The 26,240-nt window shown below is 51.4% G+C and carries 28 protein-coding genes; 11 read left to right on the top strand and 17 right to left on the bottom strand.

The annotated features are described in order from the left end of the window. Nucleotides 1-269: 269 nt before the first annotated feature. Both OGX66_RS21565 and mgrB read right to left on the bottom strand, forming a co-directional pair. A complete protein-coding gene (locus tag OGX66_RS21565; protein WP_003841991.1) occupies nt 270-554 on the bottom strand; it encodes a YebO family protein in 285 nt (94 codons plus the stop codon). 74 nt (nt 555-628) lie between these two features. Continuing rightward, complete coding sequence (gene mgrB, locus OGX66_RS21560) at nt 629-772, bottom strand: PhoP/PhoQ regulatory lipoprotein MgrB (protein WP_003034977.1); 144 nt, start codon at nt 770-772, stop codon at nt 629-631. 164 nt (nt 773-936) lie between these two features. On the opposite strand from mgrB, the gene OGX66_RS21555 reads away from it, so the two are divergent. Continuing rightward, nucleotides 937-1,176: a YobH family protein gene (locus OGX66_RS21555; RefSeq protein ID WP_088902182.1), complete on the top strand. Its 240-nt coding sequence runs from the start codon at nt 937-939 to the stop codon at nt 1,174-1,176. A 114-nt stretch (nt 1,177-1,290) separates the two neighbouring features. On the opposite strand, the gene kdgR is transcribed toward OGX66_RS21555, so the two are convergent. Then, nucleotides 1,291-2,082: a DNA-binding transcriptional regulator KdgR gene (kdgR, locus tag OGX66_RS21550; protein ID WP_003833778.1), complete on the bottom strand. Its 792-nt coding sequence runs from the start codon at nt 2,080-2,082 to the stop codon at nt 1,291-1,293. Between the two features lie 174 nt (nt 2,083-2,256). On the opposite strand from kdgR, the gene OGX66_RS21545 reads away from it, so the two are divergent. Further along, nucleotides 2,257-3,630 carry an MFS transporter gene (locus tag OGX66_RS21545; RefSeq protein ID WP_143113817.1) on the top strand — a complete coding sequence of 458 codons (1,374 nt, stop codon included), beginning with the start codon at nt 2,257-2,259 and terminating at the stop codon, nt 3,628-3,630. A 46-nt stretch (nt 3,631-3,676) separates the two neighbouring features. Here the strand turns inward: OGX66_RS21545 and htpX are convergent, their stop codons facing one another. From htpX to msrC, 4 genes are all read right to left on the bottom strand, one after another. After that, the gene (htpX, locus tag OGX66_RS21540; RefSeq protein WP_003034964.1) at nt 3,677-4,558 is read right to left on the bottom strand and encodes a protease HtpX; all 882 of its coding nucleotides are present in this window, start codon (nt 4,556-4,558) and stop codon (nt 3,677-3,679) included. 192 nt (nt 4,559-4,750) lie between these two features. After that, complete coding sequence (gene prc, locus OGX66_RS21535) at nt 4,751-6,799, bottom strand: carboxy terminal-processing peptidase (protein ID WP_003034960.1); 2,049 nt, start codon at nt 6,797-6,799, stop codon at nt 4,751-4,753. 19 nt (nt 6,800-6,818) lie between these two features. Then, on the bottom strand, nt 6,819-7,505 hold the full coding sequence (proQ, locus tag OGX66_RS21530) for an RNA chaperone ProQ (RefSeq protein WP_003034957.1): 687 nt from the start codon (nt 7,503-7,505) through the stop codon (nt 6,819-6,821). 96 nt (nt 7,506-7,601) lie between these two features. Continuing rightward, nucleotides 7,602-8,099, bottom strand: a complete 498-nt coding sequence (gene msrC / locus OGX66_RS21525; protein WP_003034953.1) for a free L-methionine (R)-S-oxide reductase MsrC — start codon at nt 8,097-8,099, stop codon at nt 7,602-7,604. 128 nt (nt 8,100-8,227) lie between these two features. Here msrC and yebS point away from each other — a divergent pair, with 128 nt between their 5' ends. The 5 genes from yebS to OGX66_RS21500 all read left to right on the top strand — a co-directional run bounded on the left by yebS (nt 8,228) and on the right by OGX66_RS21500 (nt 14,245). Continuing rightward, nucleotides 8,228-9,511 (top strand): membrane integrity lipid transport subunit YebS, encoded by a 1,284-nt coding sequence (gene yebS, locus OGX66_RS21520; protein ID WP_003841983.1) that lies wholly within the window; start codon nt 8,228-8,230, stop codon nt 9,509-9,511. After that, nucleotides 9,480-12,113 carry a PqiB family protein gene (locus OGX66_RS21515; protein ID WP_003034947.1) on the top strand — a complete coding sequence of 878 codons (2,634 nt, stop codon included), beginning with the start codon at nt 9,480-9,482 and terminating at the stop codon, nt 12,111-12,113. The genes yebS and OGX66_RS21515 overlap by 32 nt, the downstream gene beginning before the upstream one ends. 79 nt (nt 12,114-12,192) lie before the next feature. Beyond that, on the top strand, nt 12,193-13,614 hold the full coding sequence (gene rsmF / locus OGX66_RS21510; RefSeq protein WP_086529330.1) for a 16S rRNA (cytosine(1407)-C(5))-methyltransferase RsmF: 1,422 nt from the start codon (nt 12,193-12,195) through the stop codon (nt 13,612-13,614). Between the two features lie 100 nt (nt 13,615-13,714). Then, nucleotides 13,715-13,951: a YebV family protein gene (locus OGX66_RS21505; RefSeq protein ID WP_029139506.1), complete on the top strand. Its 237-nt coding sequence runs from the start codon at nt 13,715-13,717 to the stop codon at nt 13,949-13,951. Nucleotides 13,952-14,053: 102 nt separating this feature from the next. Further along, complete coding sequence (locus OGX66_RS21500; protein WP_003034941.1) at nt 14,054-14,245, top strand: YdfD/YebW family protein; 192 nt, start codon at nt 14,054-14,056, stop codon at nt 14,243-14,245. On the opposite strand, the gene pphA is transcribed toward OGX66_RS21500, so the two are convergent. From pphA to yobA, 4 genes are all read right to left on the bottom strand, one after another. After that, nucleotides 14,246-14,887, bottom strand: coding sequence for a protein-serine/threonine phosphatase (pphA, locus tag OGX66_RS21495; protein ID WP_057101933.1), 642 nt, complete (start codon nt 14,885-14,887; stop codon nt 14,246-14,248). A 412-nt stretch (nt 14,888-15,299) separates the two neighbouring features. Next, nucleotides 15,300-15,638, bottom strand: coding sequence for a YebY family protein (locus OGX66_RS21490; protein ID WP_003833793.1), 339 nt, complete (start codon nt 15,636-15,638; stop codon nt 15,300-15,302). Nucleotides 15,639-15,658: 20 nt separating this feature from the next. Next, entirely contained in the window at nt 15,659-16,522 is an 864-nt protein-coding gene (gene copD, locus OGX66_RS21485) for a copper homeostasis membrane protein CopD (RefSeq protein ID WP_286512226.1), read from the bottom strand. Between the two features lie 3 nt (nt 16,523-16,525). Beyond that, nucleotides 16,526-16,900: a CopC domain-containing protein YobA gene (gene yobA, locus OGX66_RS21480; RefSeq protein WP_044711069.1), complete on the bottom strand. Its 375-nt coding sequence runs from the start codon at nt 16,898-16,900 to the stop codon at nt 16,526-16,528. 143 nt (nt 16,901-17,043) lie between these two features. On the opposite strand from yobA, the gene OGX66_RS21475 reads away from it, so the two are divergent. From OGX66_RS21475 to exoX, 3 genes are all read left to right on the top strand, one after another. Further along, nucleotides 17,044-17,274 carry a DNA polymerase III subunit theta gene (locus OGX66_RS21475; RefSeq protein WP_003034925.1) on the top strand — a complete coding sequence of 77 codons (231 nt, stop codon included), beginning with the start codon at nt 17,044-17,046 and terminating at the stop codon, nt 17,272-17,274. 106 nt (nt 17,275-17,380) lie between these two features. After that, entirely contained in the window at nt 17,381-18,037 is a 657-nt protein-coding gene (locus tag OGX66_RS21470; protein WP_003841657.1) for a carbon-nitrogen hydrolase family protein, read from the top strand. A gap of 23 nt (nt 18,038-18,060) precedes the next feature. Then, nucleotides 18,061-18,723, top strand: a complete 663-nt coding sequence (exoX, locus tag OGX66_RS21465) for an exodeoxyribonuclease X (protein ID WP_003841659.1) — start codon at nt 18,061-18,063, stop codon at nt 18,721-18,723. Here the strand turns inward: exoX and ptrB are convergent. The 4 genes from ptrB to yebG form a co-directional block, all read right to left on the bottom strand. Further along, nucleotides 18,714-20,768: an oligopeptidase B gene (ptrB, locus tag OGX66_RS21460; protein WP_174335232.1), complete on the bottom strand. Its 2,055-nt coding sequence runs from the start codon at nt 20,766-20,768 to the stop codon at nt 18,714-18,716. The genes exoX and ptrB overlap by 10 nt on opposite strands. An 86-nt stretch (nt 20,769-20,854) precedes the next feature. Then, nucleotides 20,855-21,514 carry a tellurite resistance TerB family protein gene (locus OGX66_RS21455; protein WP_054528502.1) on the bottom strand — a complete coding sequence of 220 codons (660 nt, stop codon included), beginning with the start codon at nt 21,512-21,514 and terminating at the stop codon, nt 20,855-20,857. A gap of 94 nt (nt 21,515-21,608) precedes the next feature. Continuing rightward, a complete protein-coding gene (gene yebF / locus OGX66_RS21450; RefSeq protein WP_003034909.1) occupies nt 21,609-21,962 on the bottom strand; it encodes a protein YebF in 354 nt (117 codons plus the stop codon). 121 nt (nt 21,963-22,083) lie between these two features. Beyond that, on the bottom strand, nt 22,084-22,374 hold the full coding sequence (yebG, locus tag OGX66_RS21445) for a DNA damage-inducible protein YebG (protein ID WP_003034906.1): 291 nt from the start codon (nt 22,372-22,374) through the stop codon (nt 22,084-22,086). Nucleotides 22,375-22,505: 131 nt separating this feature from the next. Between yebG and purT the strand changes: the two genes are divergently transcribed. Then, nucleotides 22,506-23,684 carry a formate-dependent phosphoribosylglycinamide formyltransferase gene (gene purT / locus OGX66_RS21440; RefSeq protein WP_270921868.1) on the top strand — a complete coding sequence of 393 codons (1,179 nt, stop codon included), beginning with the start codon at nt 22,506-22,508 and terminating at the stop codon, nt 23,682-23,684. A gap of 67 nt (nt 23,685-23,751) precedes the next feature. On the opposite strand, the gene kdgA is transcribed toward purT, so the two are convergent. Further along, nucleotides 23,752-24,393 carry a bifunctional 4-hydroxy-2-oxoglutarate aldolase/2-dehydro-3-deoxy-phosphogluconate aldolase gene (gene kdgA / locus OGX66_RS21435; protein WP_003034901.1) on the bottom strand — a complete coding sequence of 214 codons (642 nt, stop codon included), beginning with the start codon at nt 24,391-24,393 and terminating at the stop codon, nt 23,752-23,754. 34 nt (nt 24,394-24,427) lie between these two features. Then, nucleotides 24,428-26,239, bottom strand: coding sequence for a phosphogluconate dehydratase (gene edd, locus OGX66_RS21430; RefSeq protein ID WP_003841668.1), 1,812 nt, complete (start codon nt 26,237-26,239; stop codon nt 24,428-24,430). Between the last annotated feature and the right edge of the window lies 1 nt (nt 26,240).

The raw sequence follows: 26,240 nt of genomic DNA, 5'->3' as shown, positions 1-26,240 counted from the left end.
CAAAAAAAGTAAGAGAAACGTTTCGCTGTTAATAAAACGATCACTATCACAAAAATGACATAATCATATTTTTATCGTATGGGAAATTATATTTATATCAGACCGGGGATAAGATATTAATTGGCTGGAGCATCTGAAAATACTGAGTTAACATGAGAATCAGAGTGCTAATTACACGACATGTGCAGAAGAAAATAATCTGGCATGTTGGCGACAGGATGAAACATCTGAGAACGTAAGCAACAGATCCTCACCCTGTCATACCGTTTTTACCGCTCAGCTACCAGGCGGATGATGTCATCATCTTCGTCTTTCGCTGTGACCACAGCAGGCTCTGCCGCTTTTTCAGGTTCGTTAGCTTCACAAAGGCGACGGAGCAATGCGTTCTGTCTTTTTTGTTGATCTAACAATGCTTCAAGCAGCTCAATCTGCTCATTAGTACGCGAACTTGCCCTATTGACGAAAAACCACAGTACAAGCCCGACAACCAGAATCACCACCGATACAGCCAAAGACGCCAAACTCAACGCGCCAGAATTCAAAACTTCGTTCATTTCACCACCTCAATGTAGACAGCGTAGTTTACCACTGCCGCACAAGAAGGTAATCAACTGTGGCAAAAATGCGCTTACCAGGGAATAAATTTATTAATGGCACAAATACCGCTGAAAAATTGTACATCCTGATCGCACATGATGTTGAACACTTGCGCCCACATCAGTATGCATACCAGCACGACAACTATCAGCACTACCCAGCGAATTTTTTTCACTCCAGCTCCACTCTTCGAATCAACATCTTATGCCTATAAATTATCATGCGTTACCTAAACCCAGCGTTAACTGTATCGGCATTCAATCTTTTTAGGAATGATTCACTTGTTTCATCCCATGTACAGGCTAATCTAATAATAACGAGAAAAGATAAGAGGTTGTAATGCGTCTGTTAATCCGCGCTATTGTGTTGTTAGCTCTGGTTTGGATCGGTTTATTACTGAGCGGCTACGGAATTTTGATTGGAAGTAAGGAGAATGCAGCGGGCCTGGGCTTGCAATGCCAATATCTGACCGCACGCGGAACCAGCACCGCGCAATACGTCCACACAGACAGCGGTATCATTGGCCTGTCGGATTGCCCCTTGTTAAGAAAAAGCACCGTCATTATTGATAACGGTTAATATAGCAGCAATACATCCGCAACGTTATTTGCACCAACTAACATTATGACTGTTCATAAAAAACCCCAGATACAAAAATACCTGGGGTTTTTACGTTGACGCTATTACATCAGATTAGAACGGATAGTCGTTATAACCCATTTGTTCTGAAATTTTACGCGCAGCCGTATGCAACATCGCCACATACTCGTGCAAACGTTCTTCTGAGAAACGCAGCGTCGGGAATGAAATACTCAAGCCTGCAATCACTACACCGAAACGGTCAAACACCGGTACACCGATGCAGCGCAGACCTTCTTCCTGTTCTTCGTTATCTTCACCGTAGCCCTGCTCGCGTACTTTATCCAGCAATACCAGCAGCTCATCAGTATTGGTAATAGTACGGTCGGTGCTGCGCTTGTACTCGATACCATCCAGAATCTGCTTCACTTCATCGCGGTCACGCCATGCCAGCAAAACTTTACCGATAGCTGTGCTGTACAGCGGATTACGGCGACCTACGCGAGAATACATGCGCAGATTGTACATAGAGTCGATTTTATGGATGTAGACGATGCTGTCTTCATCCAGTGCACCAAGGTGCACTGTCTCTTTGGTCAGGCGCGAAAGTTCGCGCATCTGAATATCAGCGCTACGGATAAGATCGACGTTTTGTAATGCGCGAGCACCCAGCTCGAATAGTTTCAGGGTCAGTGAGTATTTCTCAGACTCCCCTTCTTGTGCCACATAACCCAGCGTTTTCATGGTCTGCAAAAAGCGATAAACGGTGCTTTTTGACATCATGACGCGTTGCGACAACTCGGTAATACCAATTTCGCGCTCTTCACCCAGCGCCTGCAGAATGCCAAAAACCTTCAGCACGGAAGATACAGAATCGGGTTGTTTATCCAGATCTGCGATTGCCATTTATCACCCCTTTCGAGTGTTTTATAAAAATCAGAACCGGTTTTTATTATAATTTCACGTATCAGCCCTCGCAATCGCTCTTTGCTTACTTAGTTACAAATCTGCGACCTAACGCCTGAATATCAATGCTAAAATTATTATTCTCATCATAAATTCCAACAGTATTGACTTCCTATGGAAAAAACTCAGACCGATGGTCTGCCATTGCCCCAGCGATATGGCGCAATTTTAACCATTGTTATTGGCATCTCTATGGCAGTACTCGACGGCGCAATAGCAAACGTTGCCCTCCCCACTATCGCCACCGATCTTCAGGCCTCACCCGCCAGCTCAATCTGGATTGTGAACGCCTACCAAATTGCGATCGTTGTTTCGCTGTTATCGCTCTCTTTTTTAGGTGATATGTTTGGCTACCGACGCATTTATAAGTGTGGTCTGGTCGTGTTTCTGTTGGCATCGCTGTTTTGTGCCTTGTCAGACTCGCTGCATATGCTGACGTTAGCGCGCGTGGCTCAGGGTTTTGGCGGCGCGGCGCTGATGAGCGTTAATACGGCATTGATCCGACTCATTTATCCTCAGCGCCAGCTTGGCCGCGGGATGGGTATTAACTCCTTTATCGTGGCTGTATCCTCGGCAGCGGGTCCGACTATTGCGGCGGCAATTCTTTCTATTGCCTCGTGGAAATGGCTATTTCTGATTAACGTTCCATTGGGGATCATCGCCCTGCTGCTGGCTATGCGTTTTTTGCCACCCAATTCATCACGTAGCAATAAACCGCGCTTTGATCTGCCCAGCGCAATAATGAACGCCTTAACATTCGGTTTGTTGATCACGGCACTCAGCGGATTTGCGCAGGGACAGTCACTAAAACTGATTGGTGCTGAACTTGTGGGGCTTCTCGTGGTAGGTTTTTTCTTTATCCGCCGCCAGCTCGCATTGCCAGTACCGTTATTACCGGTTGATCTACTACGCATTCCGCTGTTTTCACTCTCTATTTGCACCTCAATCTGTTCATTCAGCGCACAAATGCTGGCGATGGTTTCACTGCCCTTTTTTATGCAAACGGTTCTCGGACGCAGCGAAGTTGAAACGGGCCTGCTGCTGACGCCGTGGCCGCTGGCAACCATGGTGATGGCCCCACTAGCGGGATATTTGATTGAACGTGTTCATGCAGGTCTGCTTGGCGCGCTGGGCATGGCAGTAATGGCGTGTGGGCTGTTTTCGCTGGTGTTACTGCCCACATCACCTTCCGATTTTAATATCATCTGGCCAATGATTTTGTGTGGTGCAGGTTTTGGCTTGTTCCAGTCACCGAACAACCACACTATCATCACCTCCGCGCCGCGAGATCGTAGCGGAGGCGCGAGCGGTATGCTCGGAACGGCGCGCTTACTGGGTCAGAGTACCGGGGCCGCACTGGTTGCGCTGATGCTAAATCAGTTTGGTGACAGTGGAACGCACGTCTCGCTGATAACAGCGGGTATTCTGGCTTCGCTGGCCGCAATCGTAAGTGGCTTACGTATTACACAACCGCGGGTTCAGTCATAAAAAAAGCGCGTCTGTCGACGCGCTTTTTGTTGTTGTCTGCTGCAGATTATTTCAGGTACTCACCGCTGCGCAGCGCTTCAATACGTTTGTCCAACGGGGGGTGAGTCATAAACAGCTCACTCAACGATTTGGATTTACCATTGATGCAGAACGCCATCATACTGGTCGCTTCCTGCGGCTCATAGCTGGTTTTCAGGCGCTGCAGCGCGGCGATCATTTTTTCACGACCCACCAGTTTTGCAGAACCGGCATCCGCATGGAATTCACGATGACGTGAGAACCACATGGTAATGATGCTCGCCAGAATACCAAACACCAGTTCCAGCACCGTTGCCACCGCAAAGTAGATCAACGGGTTACCGTTGCTACCCTCACCCTCATCACGGTTTCCGCCCATAAAGCCAGCGGCAATTTGCGCCAGAATACGTGAGATAAAGATAACGAAGGTGTTTACTACCCCCTGAATGAGCGTCATGGTCACCATATCGCCATTGGCAATGTGGCTGATCTCATGCGCGATAACCGCTTCGGCTTCATCTGGGCTCATGTTTTGCAACAGGCCAGTACTTACAGCCACCAGCGAGGCATCCCGGCGGGCACCGGTCGCAAACGCGTTTATATCTGGCGCGTGGTAGATTGCAACCTGTGGCATAGCGATCCCGGCCTGGCGGGCCTGATTCGCAACTGTATTCATCAGCCAGCGTTCTCTTTCATTGCGAGGCTGTTCGATCACTTCCCCGCCAACGGACTTTAACGCCATCCATTTGGACATCAGCAGCGAAATGAAGGAACCACCAAAACCAAACAGCAGTGCCATGATCAACAAGCCTTGAACGCTGCTTGACTGGATCCCTGTCAGGCTCAATACCAGCCCGAAAACGACCATCACAGCCAGGTTCGTCAGCAGGAAGAGCGCGATTCGCATCATAATTTTCTTTTAACCTCAATTTAACAAAACGCACTATGCGATTACCCATATCGTATGGGTCTTATGACTATTTTCAAGCATCCATAGGTGCTAAGTCACCAGAAAGACACAACTTTACATTTTATCGTATCAGGCTGACGTCTTCATGCACTTGTTAAAAAAACAGGCACAATTTCTTGTGCCTGTTCGAGGTTATTGACTGGTTGCGGGCTGTTCCGCTGGCTTCTCTTTCTCAAGATGCGCCAGGTCGAGCGCGATTTTTACCGTTTCATCCAGGTACGGATCCGGCTCCTGGTAATCCTTCGGCAGATCGTCCAGTTTCTTCAATGGCGGCTTGCCTTCACGTTTAAACCGATCGTTGATACGCGCCAGACGCATTGCGTCATCTTCGTTATTCTCTTTTTCACGCTGAGCGTAATTCAGAGAAGCGATGTTGCGTTTATCCTTCATCGCATTGAAACGCGCAATGTCCTTCATGATGTACTGGAACTCAGGATCGTTCGCAATACGTGCATTGTGCTCTTTCAGCAATTCAGGTCCGAACGGCGTCAGATTATCTGACTTAGTGTAGGTCGCAGCATCAATGCTGTCCCACGGCAGTGCGTTATCTTCAAACTTCTCGCCGGTTTCAGTTTCTTCATTACCTGTCGGCATGATGATATCCGGCGTAACGCCCTTACGCTGCGTGCTGCCACCGTTTACGCGGTAGAATTTCTGGATCGTATACTGAACAGAGCCCAGCGCAGGCCATTCCGGACGCAGCATCTGATCGTAAATACGGTTCAGGGAGCGATACTGCTGGACAGTGCCTTTCCCAAAGGTTGGTTCACCAACGATCAACGCTCGGCCATAATCCTGCATTGCCGCCGCGAAAATCTCTGATGCTGAGGCGCTGAAGCGATCGACCAATACCACCAGCGGGCCTTTGTAGTACACAACGCCGTCGGTATCGCTGTCTTCACGCACTTTACCGTTATTATCACGAACCTGAACCACCGGGCCGGAAGGAATGAACAGACCGGAAAGCGAAACCGCTTCAGTCAGTGCTCCACCACCGTTGGTACGCAGATCGATGATAATACTGCTGACATTTTGTTTTTCCAGTTTCTGCAGTTGGACTTTGACATCATCAGTCAGACCTACATAGAAGCCAGGAATATCCAGTACGCCAACTTTTTCTTTACCAACGGTTTTCACGGACATTTTCACGGCGCGGTCTTCGAGACGAATACGTTCACGCGTTAGCGTCACGGTGCGCGTCTTGGTACCTTTACCGGCAGGCAGAATTTCAAGGCGTACCTTGCTGCCTTTAGGTCCTTTGATCAGTGCCACGACGTCATCCAGACGCCAGCCAATCACATCAACCATGCCCTTGCCTGTCTGCCCGACGCCGACAATACGATCGCCAACGCTGATCGACTTGCTCTTGGCTGCCGGACCACCTGCCACCATTGAGTTAATGACGGTGTAGTCATCATCCATTTGCAGAACCGCGCCAATACCTTCCAAAGACAAGCTCATTTCAGTATTGAACTGCTCGGTATTGCGCGGAGAGAGATAGTTAGTATGCGGGTCGATTTCACGGGCGAACGCTGTCATCGCCAGTGAGAACACATCTTCGCTGTTGGTCTGCGCCAGACGGCGAATCGCAAATTTGTAGCGGCGCGTCAGCGTTTCGCGAATTTCCGCATCGGTTTTACCGGTCAGCTTCAGGCTGAGTTCGTCAAATTTAACCTTACCGTCCCACAGTGCATTTAGCTCTGCTTCGCTCTTCGGCCACGGCGCTTTGCTTCGGTCGAGGTTAAACGTGTCGTTACCGGTAAAATCCATCGGACGTGCCAGTACGCTTAATGCGTACTGATAACGTTCAAATCGGCGTTTTTGCGCCAGATTATAGAGATCGTAAAAGACATCCAGCTTGCCGGTGCGTAGTTCATCGCCGAGGACCGTTTTCTTTTTTGCATACTGTTCGATATCGCTCGCCAACAGCACATTGTGGCTGTAGTCGAGCAAATTCAAATAGCGGTCAAAAATTTTTGCCGAAAACGCCTGATCCAGATCGAACTGGCGATAGTGTGATCGCGTAAAACGCGACGTCACACGTTCGCTTACCGTCGCATGCTGGGTTTCTTCCTTTAAAACGGGGATTTGATCGGCACGCGTGATGTCTTCCACAGCAAGTGCCTGGCCTGCTAATGCAAGCAGACCAGCTAACGCAGTAAGCCTAAAAAAAGTGTTCATGCCAGGCCTGGCCTCCGTTTCAGAACACCAGGTGTTCTGCGCGTACAATCAAAGACATACCCGAATTCAGCTGTACACGGACGCCATCTTTGGTGATTTCTAATACGGTGGCATCCATCGCATTATTTCCTGCTTTCACCTTCAGAGACTGCCCTACCGTCAGTACTGAAATATCAGATACCGGGGTATGCTGTTCTTCGCGAGGAGCACGCGGTGCTTTTGCTGCTGGTTTTTCAGCGCGAGGTTTACGCTCTGCACCTTCTTTACGACGCGGTGCAGGACGCGGCTTACGCTCGCGACGCGGTGCGCCTTCTTTTTCACCGGCAGCAGCTGCCGCTTCGCGTTTTTTCGCCTGTTGCTCTGCGCGTTGCGCCTGAACACGGGCTTTAGCTTCTTCCAGCTGTTTGCGCGCATGTTCAACATGTTGTTCATCCAGCTCACCACAAGGGTTGCCGTCGAGATCAACACGCGTTGCGCCCAATTTAACGCCGTACAGATAGCGCCAGCTTGAAGTATAGAGACGTAAGGCTGAACGGAGCTGAGTCTTGCTGAGGTTCATTTCGCCCTCAACACGCTCTACCAGATCCTGAAAAATGCCAATTTTCAGTGGGCGCGCTTCGCCTTCCGCACTAAAACACTGCGGGAAGCGTTCGGCCAGAAACGCGATGACTTCTTTACTACTATTCAACTTAGGTTGATTTTCCATGAAATTTCCTGATTACAACGGACGTAGCCAACAAGCGCAGGCATGAACAGGCGACATTATAATGACGTCATCAGTAATTGCTACGTTATCCGTTGATTATCCTGCGACGTGCGCAAAGAATTTTTTGTAATCCGTCGTTGCAAGCACGGTTTCAAGCTGTGCCACCAGTGTACGCAGACCTTGTTCATCTTCCTCAGTAAAGCGGCCAAACGCCGTGCTATCGATATCCAGCACGCCGATTATCTGATTTTCGACGGTGATTGGCAGGACGATTTCAGCGTTGCTGGCGGCATCACAAGCAATGTGCCCATCAAAAGCATGTACGTCCTCAATACGCTGAACCTGGTTCTGCGCCACTGCTGTACCGCACACACCACGCCCTACCGGGATCCGCACGCAGGCAATTTTGCCCTGGAAGGGACCAAGCACCAGCGTATCGTCCTCAAGCAGGTAAAAACCGGCCCAGTTCACTTCTGCAAGACGCTCGTACAACAATGCGCTGGTATTCGCCAGCGTTGCCAGAAAACTGGTTTCACCTGCCATCAATGCCTGAAAATCACGGTTCAGATCCGTGTATAGCTCTATTTTGTTCATTATGTAATCACTTAGTTGTCTTACTTAAAACTGCAGCCTACTAAAATAAACATTAAATGCGTTAATGCTCAAGATCATTCCCGTCATGAGTTAAGATAACATTACTTCAACAATTTGATTCGCGATACATGGCCTTAACGACACCACGCATCACGCCAACTAAAAAAATAGCCATCAGGTCCATCGGTGAGGCACTACCTCGTGCACATTATCATCGCTGCCCTGAATGTGACCTGATATTTAGCTTGCCTAAAATGCGTTCGCACCAAAGTGCCTTTTGCCCACGCTGCCAGGCAAAAATTCGCGACGGACGCGACTGGTCATTAACGCGACTGGCGGCAATGGCTTTCACCATGTTGCTGCTGATGCCCTTTGCCTGGGGAGAGCCACTCCTGCACATCTATTTATTAGGCGTGCGCATTGATGCCAATGTTATGCAAGGCATCTGGCAAATGACCCGACAAGGTGACCCCCTCACTGCTTCTTTCGTGCTTTTTTGCGTCGCTGGCGCGCCGCTAATTCTCGTGACCTCAATTGCTTATCTGTGGTTTGGCAATATTCTTGGGATGAACCTGCGCCCGGTGCTGCTGATGCTGGAAAGGCTCAAAGAGTGGGTGATGCTCGATATCTATCTTGTGGGCATTGGCGTCGCGTCAATCAAAGTTCAGGACTATGCATTTTTGCAACCCGGTGTGGGGCTGTTTGCTTTTATTGCGCTGGTGATCCTCAGTATTTTGACGCTGTCGCACCTCAACGTAGAGCAGCTTTGGGACCGATTTTACCCGCAAAGACCAGCCCGTCGCCCTGATGAAAAGCTCCGCGTCTGCCTCGGTTGTCACTTTACAGGTTATCCGGACGCTCGGGGTCGCTGCCCTCGTTGCCATATCCCGCTGCGCTGGCGCAGGAATCAAAGTATCCAAAAGTGTTGGGCGGCGCTACTGGCCTCGATTGTCCTGCTTTTGCCTGCTAATCTGCTGCCCATCTCGGTAATTTATGTCAACGGTGGTAGGCAGGAAGACACTATCCTGTCAGGCATAATGTCTTTGGCAAACAGCAACGTCGGCGTGGCGGCGATCGTTTTTATCGCCAGTATTCTGGTGCCATTCACCAAAGTGATTGTGATGTTTACGTTGCTCATCAGCATCCATTTTAACTGCGAGCAAGGATTGCGTACCCGCATAAAACTGCTGCGTATGGTGACCTGGATTGGCCGCTGGTCGATGCTGGATCTCTTTGTTATCGCTTTAACCATGTCGCTGATTAATCGCGATCAGATACTTGCTTTTACTATGGGACCGGCTGCGTTTTATTTCGGCGCGGCGGTAATATTGACTATTCTTGCTGTGGAATGGCTGGACAGCCGCTTACTTTGGGATGCACATGAGTCAGGAAACGCCCGCTTCGCAGACTGAAGCGCAGATTAAAACAAAACGCCGTATCTCTCCGTTCTGGCTGCTGCCGTTCATTGCACTGATGATCGCAGGATGGCTTATCTGGGGAAGCTATGAAGATCGCGGCAATACCGTAACCATTGACTTCATGTCCGCGGACGGCATTGTACCAGGACGCACGCCCGTTCGTTATCAGGGCGTTGAAGTGGGCACGGTGCAGGATATCAACCTCAGCAAAGATCTGCGTAAAATTGAAGTCCGCGTCAGCATCAAATCGAGCATGAAAGATGCACTGCGCAAAGATACCCAGTTCTGGCTGGTCACGCCGAAAGCGTCGCTGGCCGGAGTTTCGGGTCTGGATGCGTTGGTTGGTGGTAACTATATCGGCATGATGCCCGGAACCGGCGAGGAAGAAGATCATTTCGTTGCCCTCGACACGCAGCCCAAATACCGTCTGGATAATGGCGATTTGATGCTGCATCTGCGGGCGCCTGACCTCGGTTCGCTCAATAGCGGTTCGCTGGTTTATTTCCGTAAGATTCCGGTGGGCCGGGTGTATGACTACACTATCAACCCCAACAATCAGGGCGTAACTATCGACGTGCTGATTGAACGTCGGTTTACCAATCTGGTGAAAAAAGGCAGCCGCTTCTGGAACGTCTCCGGTGTGAATGCGGATGTCAGCCTCAGCGGCGCGAAGATCAAACTGGAGAGTCTGGCCGCGCTGGTCAATGGCGCCATTGCTTTTGATTCGCCTGAAGACTCAAAACCCGCCGCAGCCGACGACACGTTTGGTTTATATCAGGATCTCGCGCACAGCCAGCGCGGGGTGATCGTCAAGCTTGACTTACCCAGCGGGGACGGACTCAAAGCTGGCTCAACATCGCTGATGTATCAAGGATTACAAGTCGGCCAACTCACCAAACTGGATTTAAATCCAGGCGGTAAAGTGACTGGAGAAATGACGGTCGACCCCAGCGTCGTAACGCTGCTGCGCGACAACACGCGGATTGAATTACACAGCCCTAAATTATCGTTAAACGATGCCAATCTCAGCTCACTGCTGACGGGTAAAACGTTTGAACTGGTCCCCGGCGAAGGCGAGCCGCGTAGCCAGTTTGTGGTTATCCCCGCAGAGAAGTCGTTGTTACACGATCCAGGGGTCATGACATTTACGCTCACCGCACCGGAAAGTTACGGTATTGATGCTGGCCAGCCGCTGATTCTCCACGGCGTACAGGTCGGTCAGGTGATTGAGCGCACGCTTTCCAGCAAAGGCGTTTCATTTACCGTTGCCATCGAACCGCAGCATCGTGACCTGGTGCAAGGTGACAGTAAGTTCGTGGTCAACAGCCGCGTGGACGTCAAAGTCGGACTTGATGGCGTGGAGTTCCTTGGCGCCAGCGCCAGCGAGTGGCTCAGCGGCGGCATTCGTATTTTGCCCGGTACGAAGGGGGAAATGAAAAAAAGCTACCCGCTTTATGCCAACCTGGAAAAAGCAATTGAAAACAGCCTGAGCGATCTGCCAACCACCACGGTCAGCCTGAGCGCCGAAACGCTGCCTGATGTGCAGGCCGGCTCGGTGGTTCTATACCGCAAATTCGAGGTCGGTGAAGTGATCAGCGTTCGTCCTCGCGCCGATGCGTTTGATATCGATCTGCATATTAAACCGGAATATCGCAACCTGTTGACCAGCAACAGCGTGTTCTGGGCCGAAGGCGGAGCAAAAGTTCAGCTTAACGGCAGCGGATTAACCGTACAGGCATCTCCCCTTTCACGCGCGCTCAAAGGGGCAATTAGCTTCGATAATTTAAGCGGTGCCAGCGCCAGCCAACGCAAAGGCGACAAGCGCATTCTGTATGCTTCGGAAACCGCCGCGCGTGCGGTAGGCGGCCAGATAACGCTGCATGCGTTCGATGCCGGTAAACTCGCTGCTGGCATGCCGATTCGCTACCTGGGAATCGATATCGGCCAGATTCAGACGCTTGAGCTGATCACCGCCCGTAACGAAGTGCAGGCAAAAGCGGTTCTGTACCCGGAATACGTGCAGACCTTCGCGCGAAGCGGTACCCGTTTCTCCGTGATCACCCCGCAAATTTCGGCAGCTGGCGTGGAGCATCTGGATACAATCCTGCAGCCGTACATCAACGTTGAACCCGGACGCGGTAATCCGCGACGTGATTTTGAGCTGCAGGAAGCCACCATTACCGACTCTCGTTACCTCGATGGTCTGAGTATTGTGGTGGAAGCACCGGAAGCAGGTTCGCTGAATATCGGAACCCCGGTTTTGTTCAGAGGTATTGAAGTGGGGACCGTCACCGGGCTGACGCTGGGCTCGCTTTCCGATCGTGTGATGGTTGCCATGCGCATTAGCCAGCGCTATCAGCATCTGGTGCGCAACAACTCCGTGTTCTGGCTGGCATCCGGCTACAATCTTGACTTCGGCCTGACCGGCGGTGTCGTGAAGACCGGTACCTTCAATCAGTTCATCCGCGGCGGCATCGCCTTCGCGACTCCACCAGGCACACCGCTGGCTCCTAAAGCGCAGGCAGGTAAACACTTCCTGTTGCTCGAAAGCGAACCGAAAGAGTGGCGTGAATGGGGAACCGCCCTGCCACGATAATCTCTCCACTTGCTCCGGCGTACTCGCGCCGGAGCACTTATGCTACACTGCGCACCTGTTTTTTTGCCGGTGGTACCAAGTGGCTTATTTTCCCGACGCCTTTCTGACTAAAATGCGTGAAGCAATGCCTTCCACGCTCTCATTCGATGATTTTCTCGCTGCCTGTCAGCGCCCGTTGCGCCGCAGCATTCGCGTCAATACGCTGAAAATCTCCGTTGCCGATTTCCTCACACTGACAGCACCTTACAACTGGTCTCTCACTCCGGTTCCCTGGTGTGCTGAAGGTTTCTGGATCGAACGCGATGAAGAAGAGTCAGTGCCGCTCGGTAGCACAGCAGAACATTTAAGCGGCCTGTTTTATATTCAGGAAGCCAGCTCAATGCTGCCAGTCGCTGCGCTGTTTGCCGAAGGCAATACCCCGGAACGCGTAATGGATGTCGCGGCAGCCCCTGGCTCCAAAACCACGCAAATTGCCGCAAAAATGAATAATCGAGGCGCCATTCTGGCGAATGAATTTTCTGCCAGTCGCGTCAAAGTTCTGCATGCCAATATCAGCCGTTGCGGGATAGCCAACGTCGCCCTGACCCATTTTGACGGACGAGTATTTGGCGCTGCGTTGCCGGAATCATTTGATGCCATATTGCTCGACGCCCCGTGTTCCGGGGAAGGCGTAGTGCGTAAAGACCCCGATGCGCTAAAAAACTGGTCGCCAGAAAGTAATCTGGAAATTGCCGCAACTCAGCGCGAACTGCTCGACAGCGCCTTTCACGCTCTGCGCCCCGGCGGTACGTTGGTTTACTCCACCTGTACACTTAACCGTGACGAAAATGAAAACGTCATGCAGTGGTTGATTGAAACCTACCCGGACGCCGTCGAGTTTTTACCACTCGGCGATTTATTTCCACAGGCCGAACGCGCTCTGACGCCGGAAGGATTCCTGCATGTGTTTCCGCAAATTTACGATTGCGAAGGTTTCTTCGTTGCGCGTTTGCGCAAAACAGCCGCCATCCCTCCACTACCTGCGCCGACATATAAAGTCGGTAACTTCCCGTTTAGCCCGCTGAAAGGACGCGAGTCCGCGCTTGTCGCGCAAGCCGCGAGCGCTTGTGGACTGCAGTGGGAAGATAATTTACGCCTGTGGCAGCGCGATAAAGAGATTTGGCTATTCCCAACAGAAATTGAGCCACTGATCGGCAAAGTCCGCTTTTCCCGACTCGGCGTCAAATTAGCGGAAACGCACAATAAAGGCTACCGCTGGCAGCATGAAGCCGTCATCGCGTTCGCCAACCCAAATCACAGCAATGCGTTTGAACTGACGCTTGCCGAAGCTGAAGAGTGGTACCGCGGCCGGGATGTCTACCCACAAGCCACACCGACGAGTGACGACGTACTGGTTACATTCCAGCATCAGCCTATCGGTCTGGCAAAACGTATTGGATCGCGACTGAAGAATAGCTACCCACGCGATCTTGTCCGGGATGGCAAACTCTTTACGGGATAACGCACGTTTTTACTGGCGCTTTTGCTAACGTTGACTACGCTGAAAAATGGACGACCTAACTGGTCGTACCACAATTAGCAAATTAACGGAGAGCACGATGATGAAAACCAGTGTGCGCATTGGCGCTTTTGAAATCGACGACGCCGAGTTACATGGCGAATCGCCGGGGGACCGAACGTTAACCATTCCGTGTAAATCCGACCCGGATTTATGTATGCAACTGGATGCCTGGGATGCCGATACCAGCGTCCCGGCCCTGTTGAACGGAGAACATTCAGTACTATTTCGCGAACACTACGATCGTAAGTCAGATGCCTGGATCATGCGCCTTGCCTGATTCAAAAAGAACCCGTCGCCAGACGGGTTATTTCTTGGTTAATTTCCCTCATCTATCAACATCTTCTACACTACAGCTATGGCTTTACCATTTGAGGATGGAATGTTCACGCTGGTTCTTTTTGTGTGCTACCTGGATGGCGGTTGTGAAGATATCGTGGTTGATGTCTACAAAACTGAGCAGCAGTGCCTGATATCGATGGACGATCAACGTATTCGTAACGGAGGGTGTTTACCCGCGGATGACTACATTGATAGTTTCTGGCACCCGGCCCAGGAATACAGCGATTTTTGATTATTGCAGTTGTACCAGCGTTAACTCGCCGCCAAATACAGCACCGGTATCAATATAATGCAGATTCTCGCGATCCAGCCGATGGAGCAACGGCGTGTGGCCAAACCAAAAGTGATCCGCGCCGCGAATCCCACAACCGTTGTTCATTAGCCTCGAACGATCCCACAGCACACGCTGTAAATCGATCTTTTTTAGCCACAGATAATCATCATCCGGGTAATCGGCATGAGCAATAACGTGTATGCCGTTTTGACAATGCAGCTCCAGAATCCAGGGTAATTGCCAACACTCTTCAAGAGCGAATTTCGCTGCCGGTTGCTCCGCCTGCGCATACCACGAGCCACCATTCATTAACCACATGAATTTATCCCCCGTCGCCAGCGCGTCCAGCGCCATCTGTTCATGATTCCCCCTGACCGCGACAATCCAGCGTTTACGCAATAATTTCAGGCAACGCAAACTGTCTGGTCCACGGTCAATAACATCCCCCACTGAAACCAGCAGATCCTGCCAGGGATCAAAACGGTACTGGCGCAGTTTAGCCATCAGTATCGAGAAGCAGCCGTGGATATCCCCAACCACCCAGACGTGACGCCACTGCGTACCGTCGATTCGTTGATAGATATTGTCAGGTCGTCCCATGTCGCCTCCAGAGTACAAGGATACCTGATTATAATTTTAGCAATGATGGTAAAAAAGCCTGGACGATCGTGGGCAGGAGTATGGTATGGTTTACGGAGAATGCAGCATGCGATAAACCGTGTTTTGCCCTGGATGGCATCGCATTCGCCACATAAAAAGAGACCGAATACGATTCCTGTATTCGGTCCAGGGAAATGGCTCTTGGGAGAGAGCCGTGCGCTAAAAGTTGGCATTAATGCAGGCTAAGTTACCCTGCCATTTAAGAATAGATGACAGCGCCAGGTTTTCCAGTCCGCGACTAAAGTGGCCGGAAAAAAAGGACGTTTGTTACGCATCTAAACGCAAAAACCGCAAGTTCTCGTGCGAGATCCTTGCGGTTTTTTATTGGAAATCAGAGCGCTACATCTGACAATTAGCAGAGCTTTTCTGCACGCTCCACAAACGGTGCCAGGCTCATTTTTTCGCCCGGTTTCGCCGGGTCATCAATCTGGATAATCTCGATCGGCTTTGCCGTGGTTTTTCCGCTCTCCACCTGCTGTCTGGCAACATCATTCAACGGGTATTGCACCAGCGTACTGGGATTGATGACATACAGCGCGTTACCCGGGCGGCAGGTCAGCATCACCTCTTCCCGATTAAACGCCCACTTATCTTTGCCAACCTCAAAACGGCTGACGGTAATGACCTGCGGCGCAGCCAGCGCGGCTCCGGAGCTTGCCAGGAGTAATAAAGAGATAATGATTTTTTTCATGCGTTTCGCCAGTCCATCAATCAGAAAGGTTCAAGGGTTGCGAACAGGCTGACAATTGCCAGCACAACGGCTCCTATACCCCATTCCAGCTTGGTCATCCAAATAAAATAGAGAGTCATGCCGCGGTTATCCTGCCGCATGCGTGGTACCAGAACATACCGATTCACCAGCGCAATCGCCACCATTAGCATGACCAGAGCACCTTTTAACAAAAGTAGTCGCCCGTAAGCCATGTGCCAGGGAACAGAAAAACCGACAATAAACAGCGCATTCATAATACCGGTAAGTAAAACACCGATAACAAAAAGATGCCCATAGCGTGAGAAGCGCATCATGGTACAAATGGCAGGTTCCCGCCAGCGACCTTGCGCCATTCGCATACAGTAAAGTACGGGTAGCAGGCCACCGAACCAGGCGGCGGCGCATATCAGATGCAAGGCATGGTTAACCTGCTGGATTGCCCCAGTAATACCACTATGCAGCGTCGCATGCCCGACGCCAGCCAGCAAAATAAACTGCGCAATCGTCAGCATTAACAGCCGTCGCGGCATGCTACGCGGTACGATAATAACCACCACCAGAGTGACCAGCGCGAGGATAATCTGCCATAACCAGACGCCGCCAAACTGCGTTTGCAACACCGCGCCCCATACATCTGTAGAGATAACATCCCGCCAGCCTGAGCCCATTAACCCACCCTGGATCGCCAGCATCAGCGTCGCGCTGATAAAGCTCCACGTTGCGGCATGCCGTTGCAGACGCAAAAAACGACGCATCATTAAACGACGAACCGAAACGGGAGCAAGCCATGCGCCGTAAAGCGCCACCAGCATCAACGTGGTAAAATGGATAAACCGTAATGCAACCCAGGTAAATGCCAGCATCGGTTATTTCACGCTAAAGGTATATTGCCCCTTCGTCTTGTGACCATCCACGGAAACAACGTGCCAGTCGACCGTATATTTTCCAGCTTCAAGTGTTTGATCAAGCGGAACAATCAGCTGTGTTTTGTCCTGCTCACTGCGTGACGCCTTACCCGTTTTGATCTGTTCTTTGTTTGGACCTGTCAGCGTTGCGCCGCTGAATCCCGGCTCTACGCCTTCAGAAAAATTCAGCGTCAACGCCTGAGGAGATGCCGCAACCTCGGCATTAGCCGCCGGGCTTTGTTTTGTGAGGTGGGCATGCGCCAGGGCGGCGGGCGTTGCCAGCACGCTGGCGAGTACGATGAGAGCGCTGCGAAGCATAGATGCAGATGAAGCCATTTCAACTATTCCTTTTTGTTATGTCTAATCTATAGAGAATAACCTTCTACAATGATCGAGTCGAGAATCATCATTTCGGTCTTGCCATTAATGCACACTCTTAGTAACTTTGCGCGCCGAAAGACAGAGAAAAGGAGAAGCCCATGAACATCAATCTGGCCAAACTTGAGCAAGCGGAAATGGATAAGGTCAATGTCGATCTGGCTGCCGCGGGAGTGGCATTCAAGGAGCGATACAACATGCCGGTTGTTGCCGAAGTTGTTGAACGCGAACAGCCCGAACATTTACGCGACTGGTTTCGCGAAAGACTCATCGCGCACCGACTGGCATCCGTTTCCCTTTCACGTTTACCTTACGAGCCTAAAGTTAAATAAAACTTATACTACGTTACGATTCCTTACATGATGGCTGCTACAGTATAAGTATATTCTTAATCTATACTTTCAGGATGATTGTAGACACTATGAAAAGGAAATCATTATGTCACACTGGAAAATCGCAGCAGCGCAGTACGAACCTCTTCACACCTCAGTTACCGAGCATGTCGCACATCACCTGCAATTCATTCAGGCAGCCGCCCAATGCCAATGTGAATTGCTGGTCTTTCCTTCCCTCTCCTTGTTAGGTTGTGTTGATGAACATGACGCGCTTCCTGCCCCACCCGATGAAGCGCTGTTAGAACCTCTCGCCCATGCCGCCGTGACTTATCGTATGACAATCATTGCGGGACTACCGGTGGAACATAACAACCGGTTCGTAAAAGGCATCGCGCTCTTTTCTCCCTGGATGACCTCGCCCTTAACGTTTCATCAAAGTCACGGAGCCTGTATCGCCAGACAGCAAAATGCCATTAGCGTAGTGGATAGCCAACCGGAAGGAATCGATATCGACCCGGCTTACTCCCTGTTCACGAGCAGTCAGTCCATTAGCGAACCCGAATTGCTCTCCTCCACATCTCGTCTACAGAGTTTCTCGCATAAGTTTGCCATAGCTGTATTAATGGCCAATGCGCGTGGCAGCAGCGCGTTATGGGATGAGCGAGGCCGATTGATTGTTCGCGCAGACAGCGGTTCTTTGCTGTTAACCGGTCAACGCACGCCACGGGGTTGGCAAGGTGATATCATTCCATTACGCTAGTCGTTTTGGGTCAGGAGCATGGCATGTTGCGCATAATAGATACAGAAACCTGTGGTCTACAGGGAGGCATTGTTGAAATTGCTTCTGTCGATGTGGTTGACGGAAAAATAGTCAACCCAATGAGCCACCTGGTACGCCCTGACCGCCCCATCAGCCCACAGGCGATGGCTATCCATCGCATTACTGAAGCAATGGTGGCCGATAAGCCGTGGATTGAAGACATCATCCCGCAGTATTACGGCAGCGAGTGGTACGTGGCGCACAATGCCAGCTTTGACCGCCGCGTATTACCCGATATGCCCGGGGAGTGGATTTGCACCATGAAGCTCTCCCGTCGTTTGTGGCCGGGGATCAAATACAGCAACATGGCGCTGTATAAATCGCGCAAGCTGAGCGTACAGACGCCAGCGGGTCTCCACCATCACCGAGCCCTGTACGACTGCTACATCACTGCTGCACTTCTGATCGACATCATGCAGACGTCAGGCTGGACAGCCGATCAAATGGTCGATATTACCGGCCGTCCCGCGTTACTCACTACTTTCACTTTTGGTAAGTACCGCGGAAAACCGGTATCAGAAGTGGCTGAACGCGATCCGGGCTATCTGCGCTGGTTATTTAATAACCTTGATAATATGAGCCCGGAACTGCGATTAACGCTAAAACACTATTTGGATCACGCCTGAGCAGGCAGTGTTCCCTGCGCCAGTCCAATCAAAAAAGCGTACTCAAGAGCCACACCTTCGTAAGATTTAAAACGCCCGGATTTACCGCCGTGTCCGGAATCCATATCCGTGCAAAGTAGCAGCAAATGATCGTCCGTTTTCAGCTCACGCAGTTTTGCCACCCATTTTGCTGGTTCCCAGTATTGCACCTGGGAATCGTGTAATCCCGTCGTGACCAGCAGATGCGGATACGCCTGCGCGGTTACATTGTCATACGGACTGTAGCTTTTCATATAGGTGTAATACTCTTCGTCCTGCGGATTACCCCACTCTTCAAACTCACCGGTCGTCAGGGGAATTGATTCATCCAGCATTGTGGTCAGCACATCGACAAACGGCACCTGAGCAATAACACCATGGAAGCGTTCCGGGCGCTCATTAATGGCGACGCCCATTAACATGCCCCCGGCGCTTCCTCCCATGCCATAACATAACTCAGGCGCGCCATAGCCCATTTTTAGCAGCGCATCACAGACGTCGAGGTAATCATTAAAGGTATTTTTCTTGCGCAGAAACTTACCGTCCTCGTACCACTGTTGTCCTAATTCACCACCGCCACGCACATGGGCAATGGCGTAAACAAAGCCGCGATCCAGTAAGCTTAAACGGCTGCTGCTGAAATCGGCATCCATGCTGGCGCCATATGACCCATAGCCATAAACCAGTAACGGATTTTTTCCTTTCAGGAAATACTTTTGATGATAAACCAGCGAAACCGGAACCTCAGTGCCATCACGTGCCGTTATCCATACGTGTTCGCTACGGTAATTCGCCGCATCAAATCCGGGGACCTCCGTCTGCTTAAGCACACGACGTTCCCCGGTGTCCATATCCAGTTCAAACAATGTGTCCGGGGTAGTCATGGAGGAATAGCCATAGCGCAGGCGCGATGTCTCCGGTTCTGGATTATAGGCAAGCCAGGTCACATATGCCGGATCGTCAAAGGCGATCCCGACCACTTCGCGCGTTTTACGATTAATCTGCCGCAGGCTGGTTAAGCCCCGCTGACGCTCTTCTACCACCAGCCAGTCGGTGAATAACGTAAAGCCCTCCAGCATCACGTTGTCACGCGGTGGGATCAGCGTCTCCCAGGCTTGCTCATCACGAACACGGGTACGGTACAGGCCGAAATTTTTCCCCTGACGGTTGGAGCGCAGATAAAAATTGTGCTGATAGTGATCGAGACTGTATTCGTGGTCTTTGCGTCGCGCTAAAAAGACCAACGGTTCGGCATCTGCCAGTTCTGCATCAAGCAACAAAACTTCACTGGTGGTCGCACTGGCAATGTGGATAACCACATAATGCAATGATGTGGTTTTATGCAGACTGACATAAAACATGTCATCGGCTTCTTCATACACCAGCTCATCCAGTGACGATGGCGAGCCGACTGTATGTCGCCAGACCTGATACGGCAATAACGTCGTTTCGTGCTTGCGCACGTAATAGAAAGTCTGAGAATCATTCGCCCATACCAAATCCGCTTCGACGTTTTCCAGCACTTCCGGATACCAGTTGCCGCTTTGCAGGTTGCGAAAACGCACGCCATATTGCCGGCGAGAGAGATAATCTTCGGCCAGTGCCATGATGGTGTTATCCGGTGATATCGCCAGTCCTCCCAGCGTATAAAACTCGCTGTGTGCCGCGCGCTGGTTCCCATCCAATAGAGTATCCCAATCATCCCACTCTTCACTGAAGGCAGACTGACGCTGATAAATGGCATATTCGCACCCCGGTTCATAAATATGCCGGTAGCGATAACCATTCTTCACATAGGGGGCAGAAGCATCCTGAGGTGGGATGCGGTCGATAATCTCTTTCAGGACGCGATCCTGCAAAGCCTGCTGCGAGGCCATAATCTGACGGCCATACGCATTTTCTTGTTGCAGATAATCCAGCACTTCTGGCTGCGAGCGAGTGTCATCTCGCAACCAGTAATAATTATCAACACGAGTATCGCCATGCTGCGTCATGGCGTGGGGAATACGAGAAGCTTTTGGTAGCATGTCATTGTTCTTTTGCTTAAACATCCTATAAGGGTGGCAAAAGACAGCAATGATGCAAGCGAAACATGCGCCTTAGTGGTAAGTAATTAACCCGGTAACGCCTGTTTTTGTTCCTTGAGATCCTGTTCAATGCCTTCACGAACATCCTGCGGGATCTTCAACGCATCGCCCAGCGCATTGAGATAACTACGCTCCATAAAGTGGTCGATATCAATCGCCGCACAGCTGAGGAAGTAAATTTCTAGCGCTTCTTCTTCGTTACGGATCCCATGCGCCAGACGCTGAGGGTCTAACGGTTGTTCTATGGCGCGTTCAATCAGAATGCGGCCCTGCTCTTCCACGCCCGCTTCACGGAGCTGCTGCTCAATAGCGCTACGTTCTTTGGCATCAATATGGCCATCGCTTTTCGCCGCAAAAACCAGCGCCAGAATCAGGCGTTCGGTTCGCTCATCCAGCGGTGAGCTTTGTGCACCAAACTGCGGCTCATCCTGATGCGCTGCGCGAACTTTATCCTTGTACTTGTTCCATAACACAGTCCCGGCAACCGCGCCGCCGCCCACCAGAAGCGCGCTGGTGCCGTATTTACTGAGTAATTTACGAGAAGATTTGTTGGCAACCAGTAATCCTGCCAGACCGCCTAACGCGCCTGGAACCAGAAGTTTACTCAGCCCTTGCTCGCCAGAAGATGACGCGGAGGAACCCTTTTGCCCAAGAAGAGATTGTAGTTGATTTAGCCAGTTAGCCATTTTGCCCCTCAAGTACAGACGAATAATCATCAAAGCGTACCCGAGGGGATGTCAGGAAGTGTTCAGGTCATCAAAAGATGTGCAAATACCTCCGTTACTGCGGCTGATACTCCGCTGTTCCGGCTTTGCAGTCGACTTTTACCTGATAGTGAATATCCGCACTTTTACCGCGAACCGTCAGGGGAACTGACCATTTCCCGTCTTTGCCCGTAATATCGGGCGTGTTTACCCAGGCGACAGGATCGGCTTGCCCGACGCGCTTTTGATCGTCAGCCCAGCGCGCAATGCGATTTTGTTGATAATCACGTTTCACGCTCGCCGCAATACCGTTAGCGTCCAGTCCCTCACACTTGGGGAACTGGACGTTTTTGCTTTCCATATTTGCCGCAAATACAGATACGCTGGCAGACAGCAGCAGCAGGCTCAATAACGTTCTTTTTTTATACATTCTTTTCTCCTTAATCTCCCCTTCGTCATTCAGATTGCCTCTAGCAACGTGAAGTAACGTCAGGGATTGCACAATGATTCAGGGAAAAGCATGGTACAAAACGTCAGGAGCGCAAGTCGTTTCAGGCAGCCTGAGTATCATCCCCAGCGTGCGCATCGTTTTCGACAGCCTGCGGCGAAGGAAGCTTGCCATTTTTCAGAATGGCGCTCAGCACATCTTTTTGCTCAGCCAGCCACAGGGAAAGCGCTTCGCGCTGCTCGTCTTCAAGCGCTACCGGCGATTGCTCCAGCCATGTATCGAGCAGATCTGCTGTATCCAGCATTTTGTCATACGCATCGGCTTCCTTTTTGCTGGTAAACGACATTTTTTCCTCACCTTCCCGAATGACTACGTATTTAACTTCAACCGCCATTTTGCAGCCTCTTAAATTAACTGTATTTATGTACAGTATATTCTTTTTAAGCCCTGAAATCAACCTGGTAATAAAGACAGACGCAAACGTTTTCGTATATACTGCGCCCAGATAAAACAGGGGATTAATTTATGACGTTATTAGGCACAGCGCTGCGTCCAGCAGCAACGCGAGTGATGTTATTAGGTTCGGGAGAACTGGGTAAAGAAGTAGCAATTGAATGTCAACGCCTGGGTGTGGAAGTCATTGCCGTGGATCGTTACCCCGACGCGCCAGCCATGCACGTTGCCCATCGCTCATACATTATCAACATGCTGGATGGCGAAGCATTACGCCAGCTCGTCGAGCGTGAAAAACCACATTATATCGTGCCGGAAATTGAGGCGATCGCCACGGATATGCTGGTAAAACTGGAGCAGGAAGGCCAGCGTGTTGTGCCATGTGCAAGAGCAACGCAACTGACCATGAACCGGGAAGGAATCCGTCGCCTCGCCGCCGAAGAATTGTCTCTACCGACCTCTTCTTACCGCTTTGCTGACAGTGAAGTCCGCTTTCGCGAAGCCGTCGCTGAAATCGGCTACCCTTGCATCGTGAAACCGGTAATGAGTTCATCCGGTAAAGGACAAAGCTTTATCCGTTCAGCCGATCAGCTCGCTGCAGCCTGGGACTATGCTCAACAGGGCGGTCGGGCTGGTGCCGGACGCGTTATCGTCGAAGGCGTAGTGAATTTTGATTTTGAAATCACCCTGCTAACCGTTAGCGCCGTTGATGGCGTGCATTTCTGCGCGCCGGTTGGACATCGACAGGAAGATGGCGATTATCGCGAGTCCTGGCAGCCGCAACAGATGAGTGAACTGGCGCTGGCGCGCGCGCAGGAGATTGCCCGCAAGGTGGTTCTGGCGCTGGGTGGTCACGGACTGTTTGGCGTGGAGCTGTTTGTCTGCGGTGATGAGGTGATTTTCAGCGAAGTCTCCCCTCGCCCTCACGACACGGGTATGGTGACCTTAATTTCGCAGGATCTGTCTGAGTTTGCCCTGCACGTACGTGCATTTCTCGGTCTGCCCGTTGGCGAAATCCGCCAGTATGGGCCTTCTGCTTCCGCTGTTATTCTGCCGCAACTTACCAGTCAGAATATCACGTTTGATAACGTGCAGGCCGCTGTAGGTGCGGGTATGCAAGTTAGGTTCTTTGGCAAACCGGAAATCGACGGGAGCCGTCGTCTGGGCGTTGTGCTGGCCGCAGCACAGAGCATTGAAGATGCGGTGATACGCGCGAAAGACGCGGCCGCACAGGTGAAAGTTACTGGATAAAAAAACGGGCCGAATGGCCCGTTACAGATTCCCATGCCCGGTAGTGATTACCGGGCATTTTGCGCAATTATTGCTTCGCGCCTTCAACAGCCTCACGAGCCAGTTTGGTAATGCGATCGTAATCACCTGCTTCCAGCGCATCTGCCGGAACCAGCCAGGAACCACCGATGCACAGCACGCTTTTCAGTGCCAGGTAGTCGCGGTAATTCGCTGGAGAGATCCCACCGGTTGGGCAGAAACGGACCTGTGAGAACGGACCCGCAATCGCCTGCAGCGCTTTAGTACCGCCATTTGCTTCAGCAGGGAAGAATTTGAACTCTTTCAAACCGTAGTCCATACCCAGCATCAGTTCAGACACGGTGCTGATACCAGGGATCAACGGAATAGTGCCTTCAGTTGCGGCTTTCAGCAACGGCTCGGTCAGACCCGGACTGATAGCAAACTGTGCACCGGCTTCGGTAACTTCAGCCAGCTGTTGTGGATTCAGTACAGTACCTGCACCAACGATAGCGTCCGGAACTTCTTTTGCGATCGCGCGAATGGCATCCATCGCACATGCGGTACGTAGGGTCACTTCCAGAACGCGCACGCCGCCTGCAACCAGCGCTTTTGCCATCGGCACGGCGTGTTCCAGTTTATTAACCACGATAACCGGTACAACCGGGCCAGTGGTCAGGATTGCTTCTGCACTTGTCTTCCAGTTTTTCATCAGAGTTTTCTCTCGCCTGATTACAAAATAAGTCTTAAAAAGTGATACAGGTTGCGCCCTGTTCCGCACCGGACAGCTTTTCACGCAACGCGCTGAACATTTCACGGCCTGTGCCCACGCGCGATGCGCTGAGGTCAGGAATATGAGGCTGACGAGAAGCAAGTTCCTCTTCATCAACCAGCAGCGTCAATTCACCTGTCTGTCCATTCACACGAATGATGTCGCCATCGCGTACTTTTGCCAGCAGCCCGCCATCATAGGCTTCTGGGGTTACATGGATTGCTGAAGGCACTTTACCTGAAGCACCTGAAAGTCGTCCATCGGTAACTAACGCAATTTTGAAACAACGGTCCAATAATACACCAAGTGGCGGCATGAGTTTATGTAATTCTGGCATTCCGTTTGCTTTTGGTCCCTGATGGCGCACAACTACTACGCAATCACGGTCGAGCAGTCCCGCATCGAAGGCAGGCAATACATCATGCTGACTTTCGAAAACAACCGCGGGCGCTTCAATCACCTGATTTTCTACCGGTACCGCCGACGTTTTCATCACTGCGCGGCCGAGGTTTCCACTCAGCACTTTGGTGCCGCCGTGGTGGGAGAAAGGCTGGTCAAAGGTGGCTATCACGTTGCTGTCCAGCGACTTCGCCGCACCTTCACGCCAGTCCAGCTCACCCTCGTTGAGCCAAGGCTCCATGGTGTAGCGCGATAAACCAAACCCGGCAACGGTGTTCACATCTTCATGCAGCAGACCCGCGTTAAGCAGTTCGCGCATTAACACCGGCACGCCACCCGCCGCCTGGAAGTGGTTAATGTCTGCCGGACCATTCGGGTACAGACGCGCCATCAGCGGCACAATATCGGACAGATCGGAGAAGTCGTCCCAGTTAATCAGAATACCGGCTGCGCGCGCCATCGCGACCAGGTGCATTGTATGGTTAGTGGAGCCCCCGGTCGCCAGCAGCGCGACAATACCGTTGACCACTACTTTTTCATCGATCATTTTACCGATCGGCATCCATTCATTGCCGTTGCCGGTCAGACGCGTTACCTGACGAGCCGCAGCGGCGGTCAACGCTTCGCGCAGCGGCGCATCCGGGTGCACGAATGAGGAGCCTGGCAGTTGCATCCCCATAAACTCCACCACCATCTGGTTGGTGTTTGCCGTGCCATAGAACGTACAGGTACCCGGTGCGTGATAAGACGCAGCTTCGGATTCAAGCAGCGCCATACGATCGACTTTACCTTCAGCATACAACTGACGGATACGCACTTTTTCTTTGTTCGCCAGACCACTCGCCATCGGGCCGGAGGGAATAAAGATCGAAGGCAGATGACCAAATGACAGTGCCGCCATCACCAGACCCGGGACAATTTTGTCGCACACGCCAAGGAATAACGCGCCGTCGAACATATTATGTGAGAGGCCCACAGCAGCCGACATAGCAATCACTTCGCGACTCAACAGCGAAAGCTCCATCCCATCCTGTCCCTGGGTCACACCGTCGCACATCGCAGGAACACCGCCAGCAACCTGGCCTACCGCATTGGCTTCATGCAGCGCTTTACGAATGATGTCCGGGTAATGCTCGTACGGCTGATGTGCGGAAAGCATGTCGTTATAGGAGGTAATGATCGCGATATTGTTACGCAGCATGCTTTTCAGCGAAGCCTTGTCATCCGGCTGGCAGGCAGCAAAACCATGCGCCAGGTTACCGCACGCCAGTTGTGAACGATGAACGGTAGTCGATTTCGCTTGTTCAATACGGGCAAGGTAGGCGGAACGTGTGTCGCGAGAACGTTCGACGATACGTTGTGTTACGCGTAACAAATTCGGATTCATA

This window comes from Citrobacter sp. Cf072, from assembly GCF_030334485.1.
GTDB classification, from domain to species: domain Bacteria; phylum Pseudomonadota; class Gammaproteobacteria; order Enterobacterales; family Enterobacteriaceae; genus Citrobacter; species Citrobacter freundii.
The sequence above is the reverse complement of the archived record's forward strand: the minus strand, read 5'-3'. Positions and strand labels throughout refer to the sequence as shown.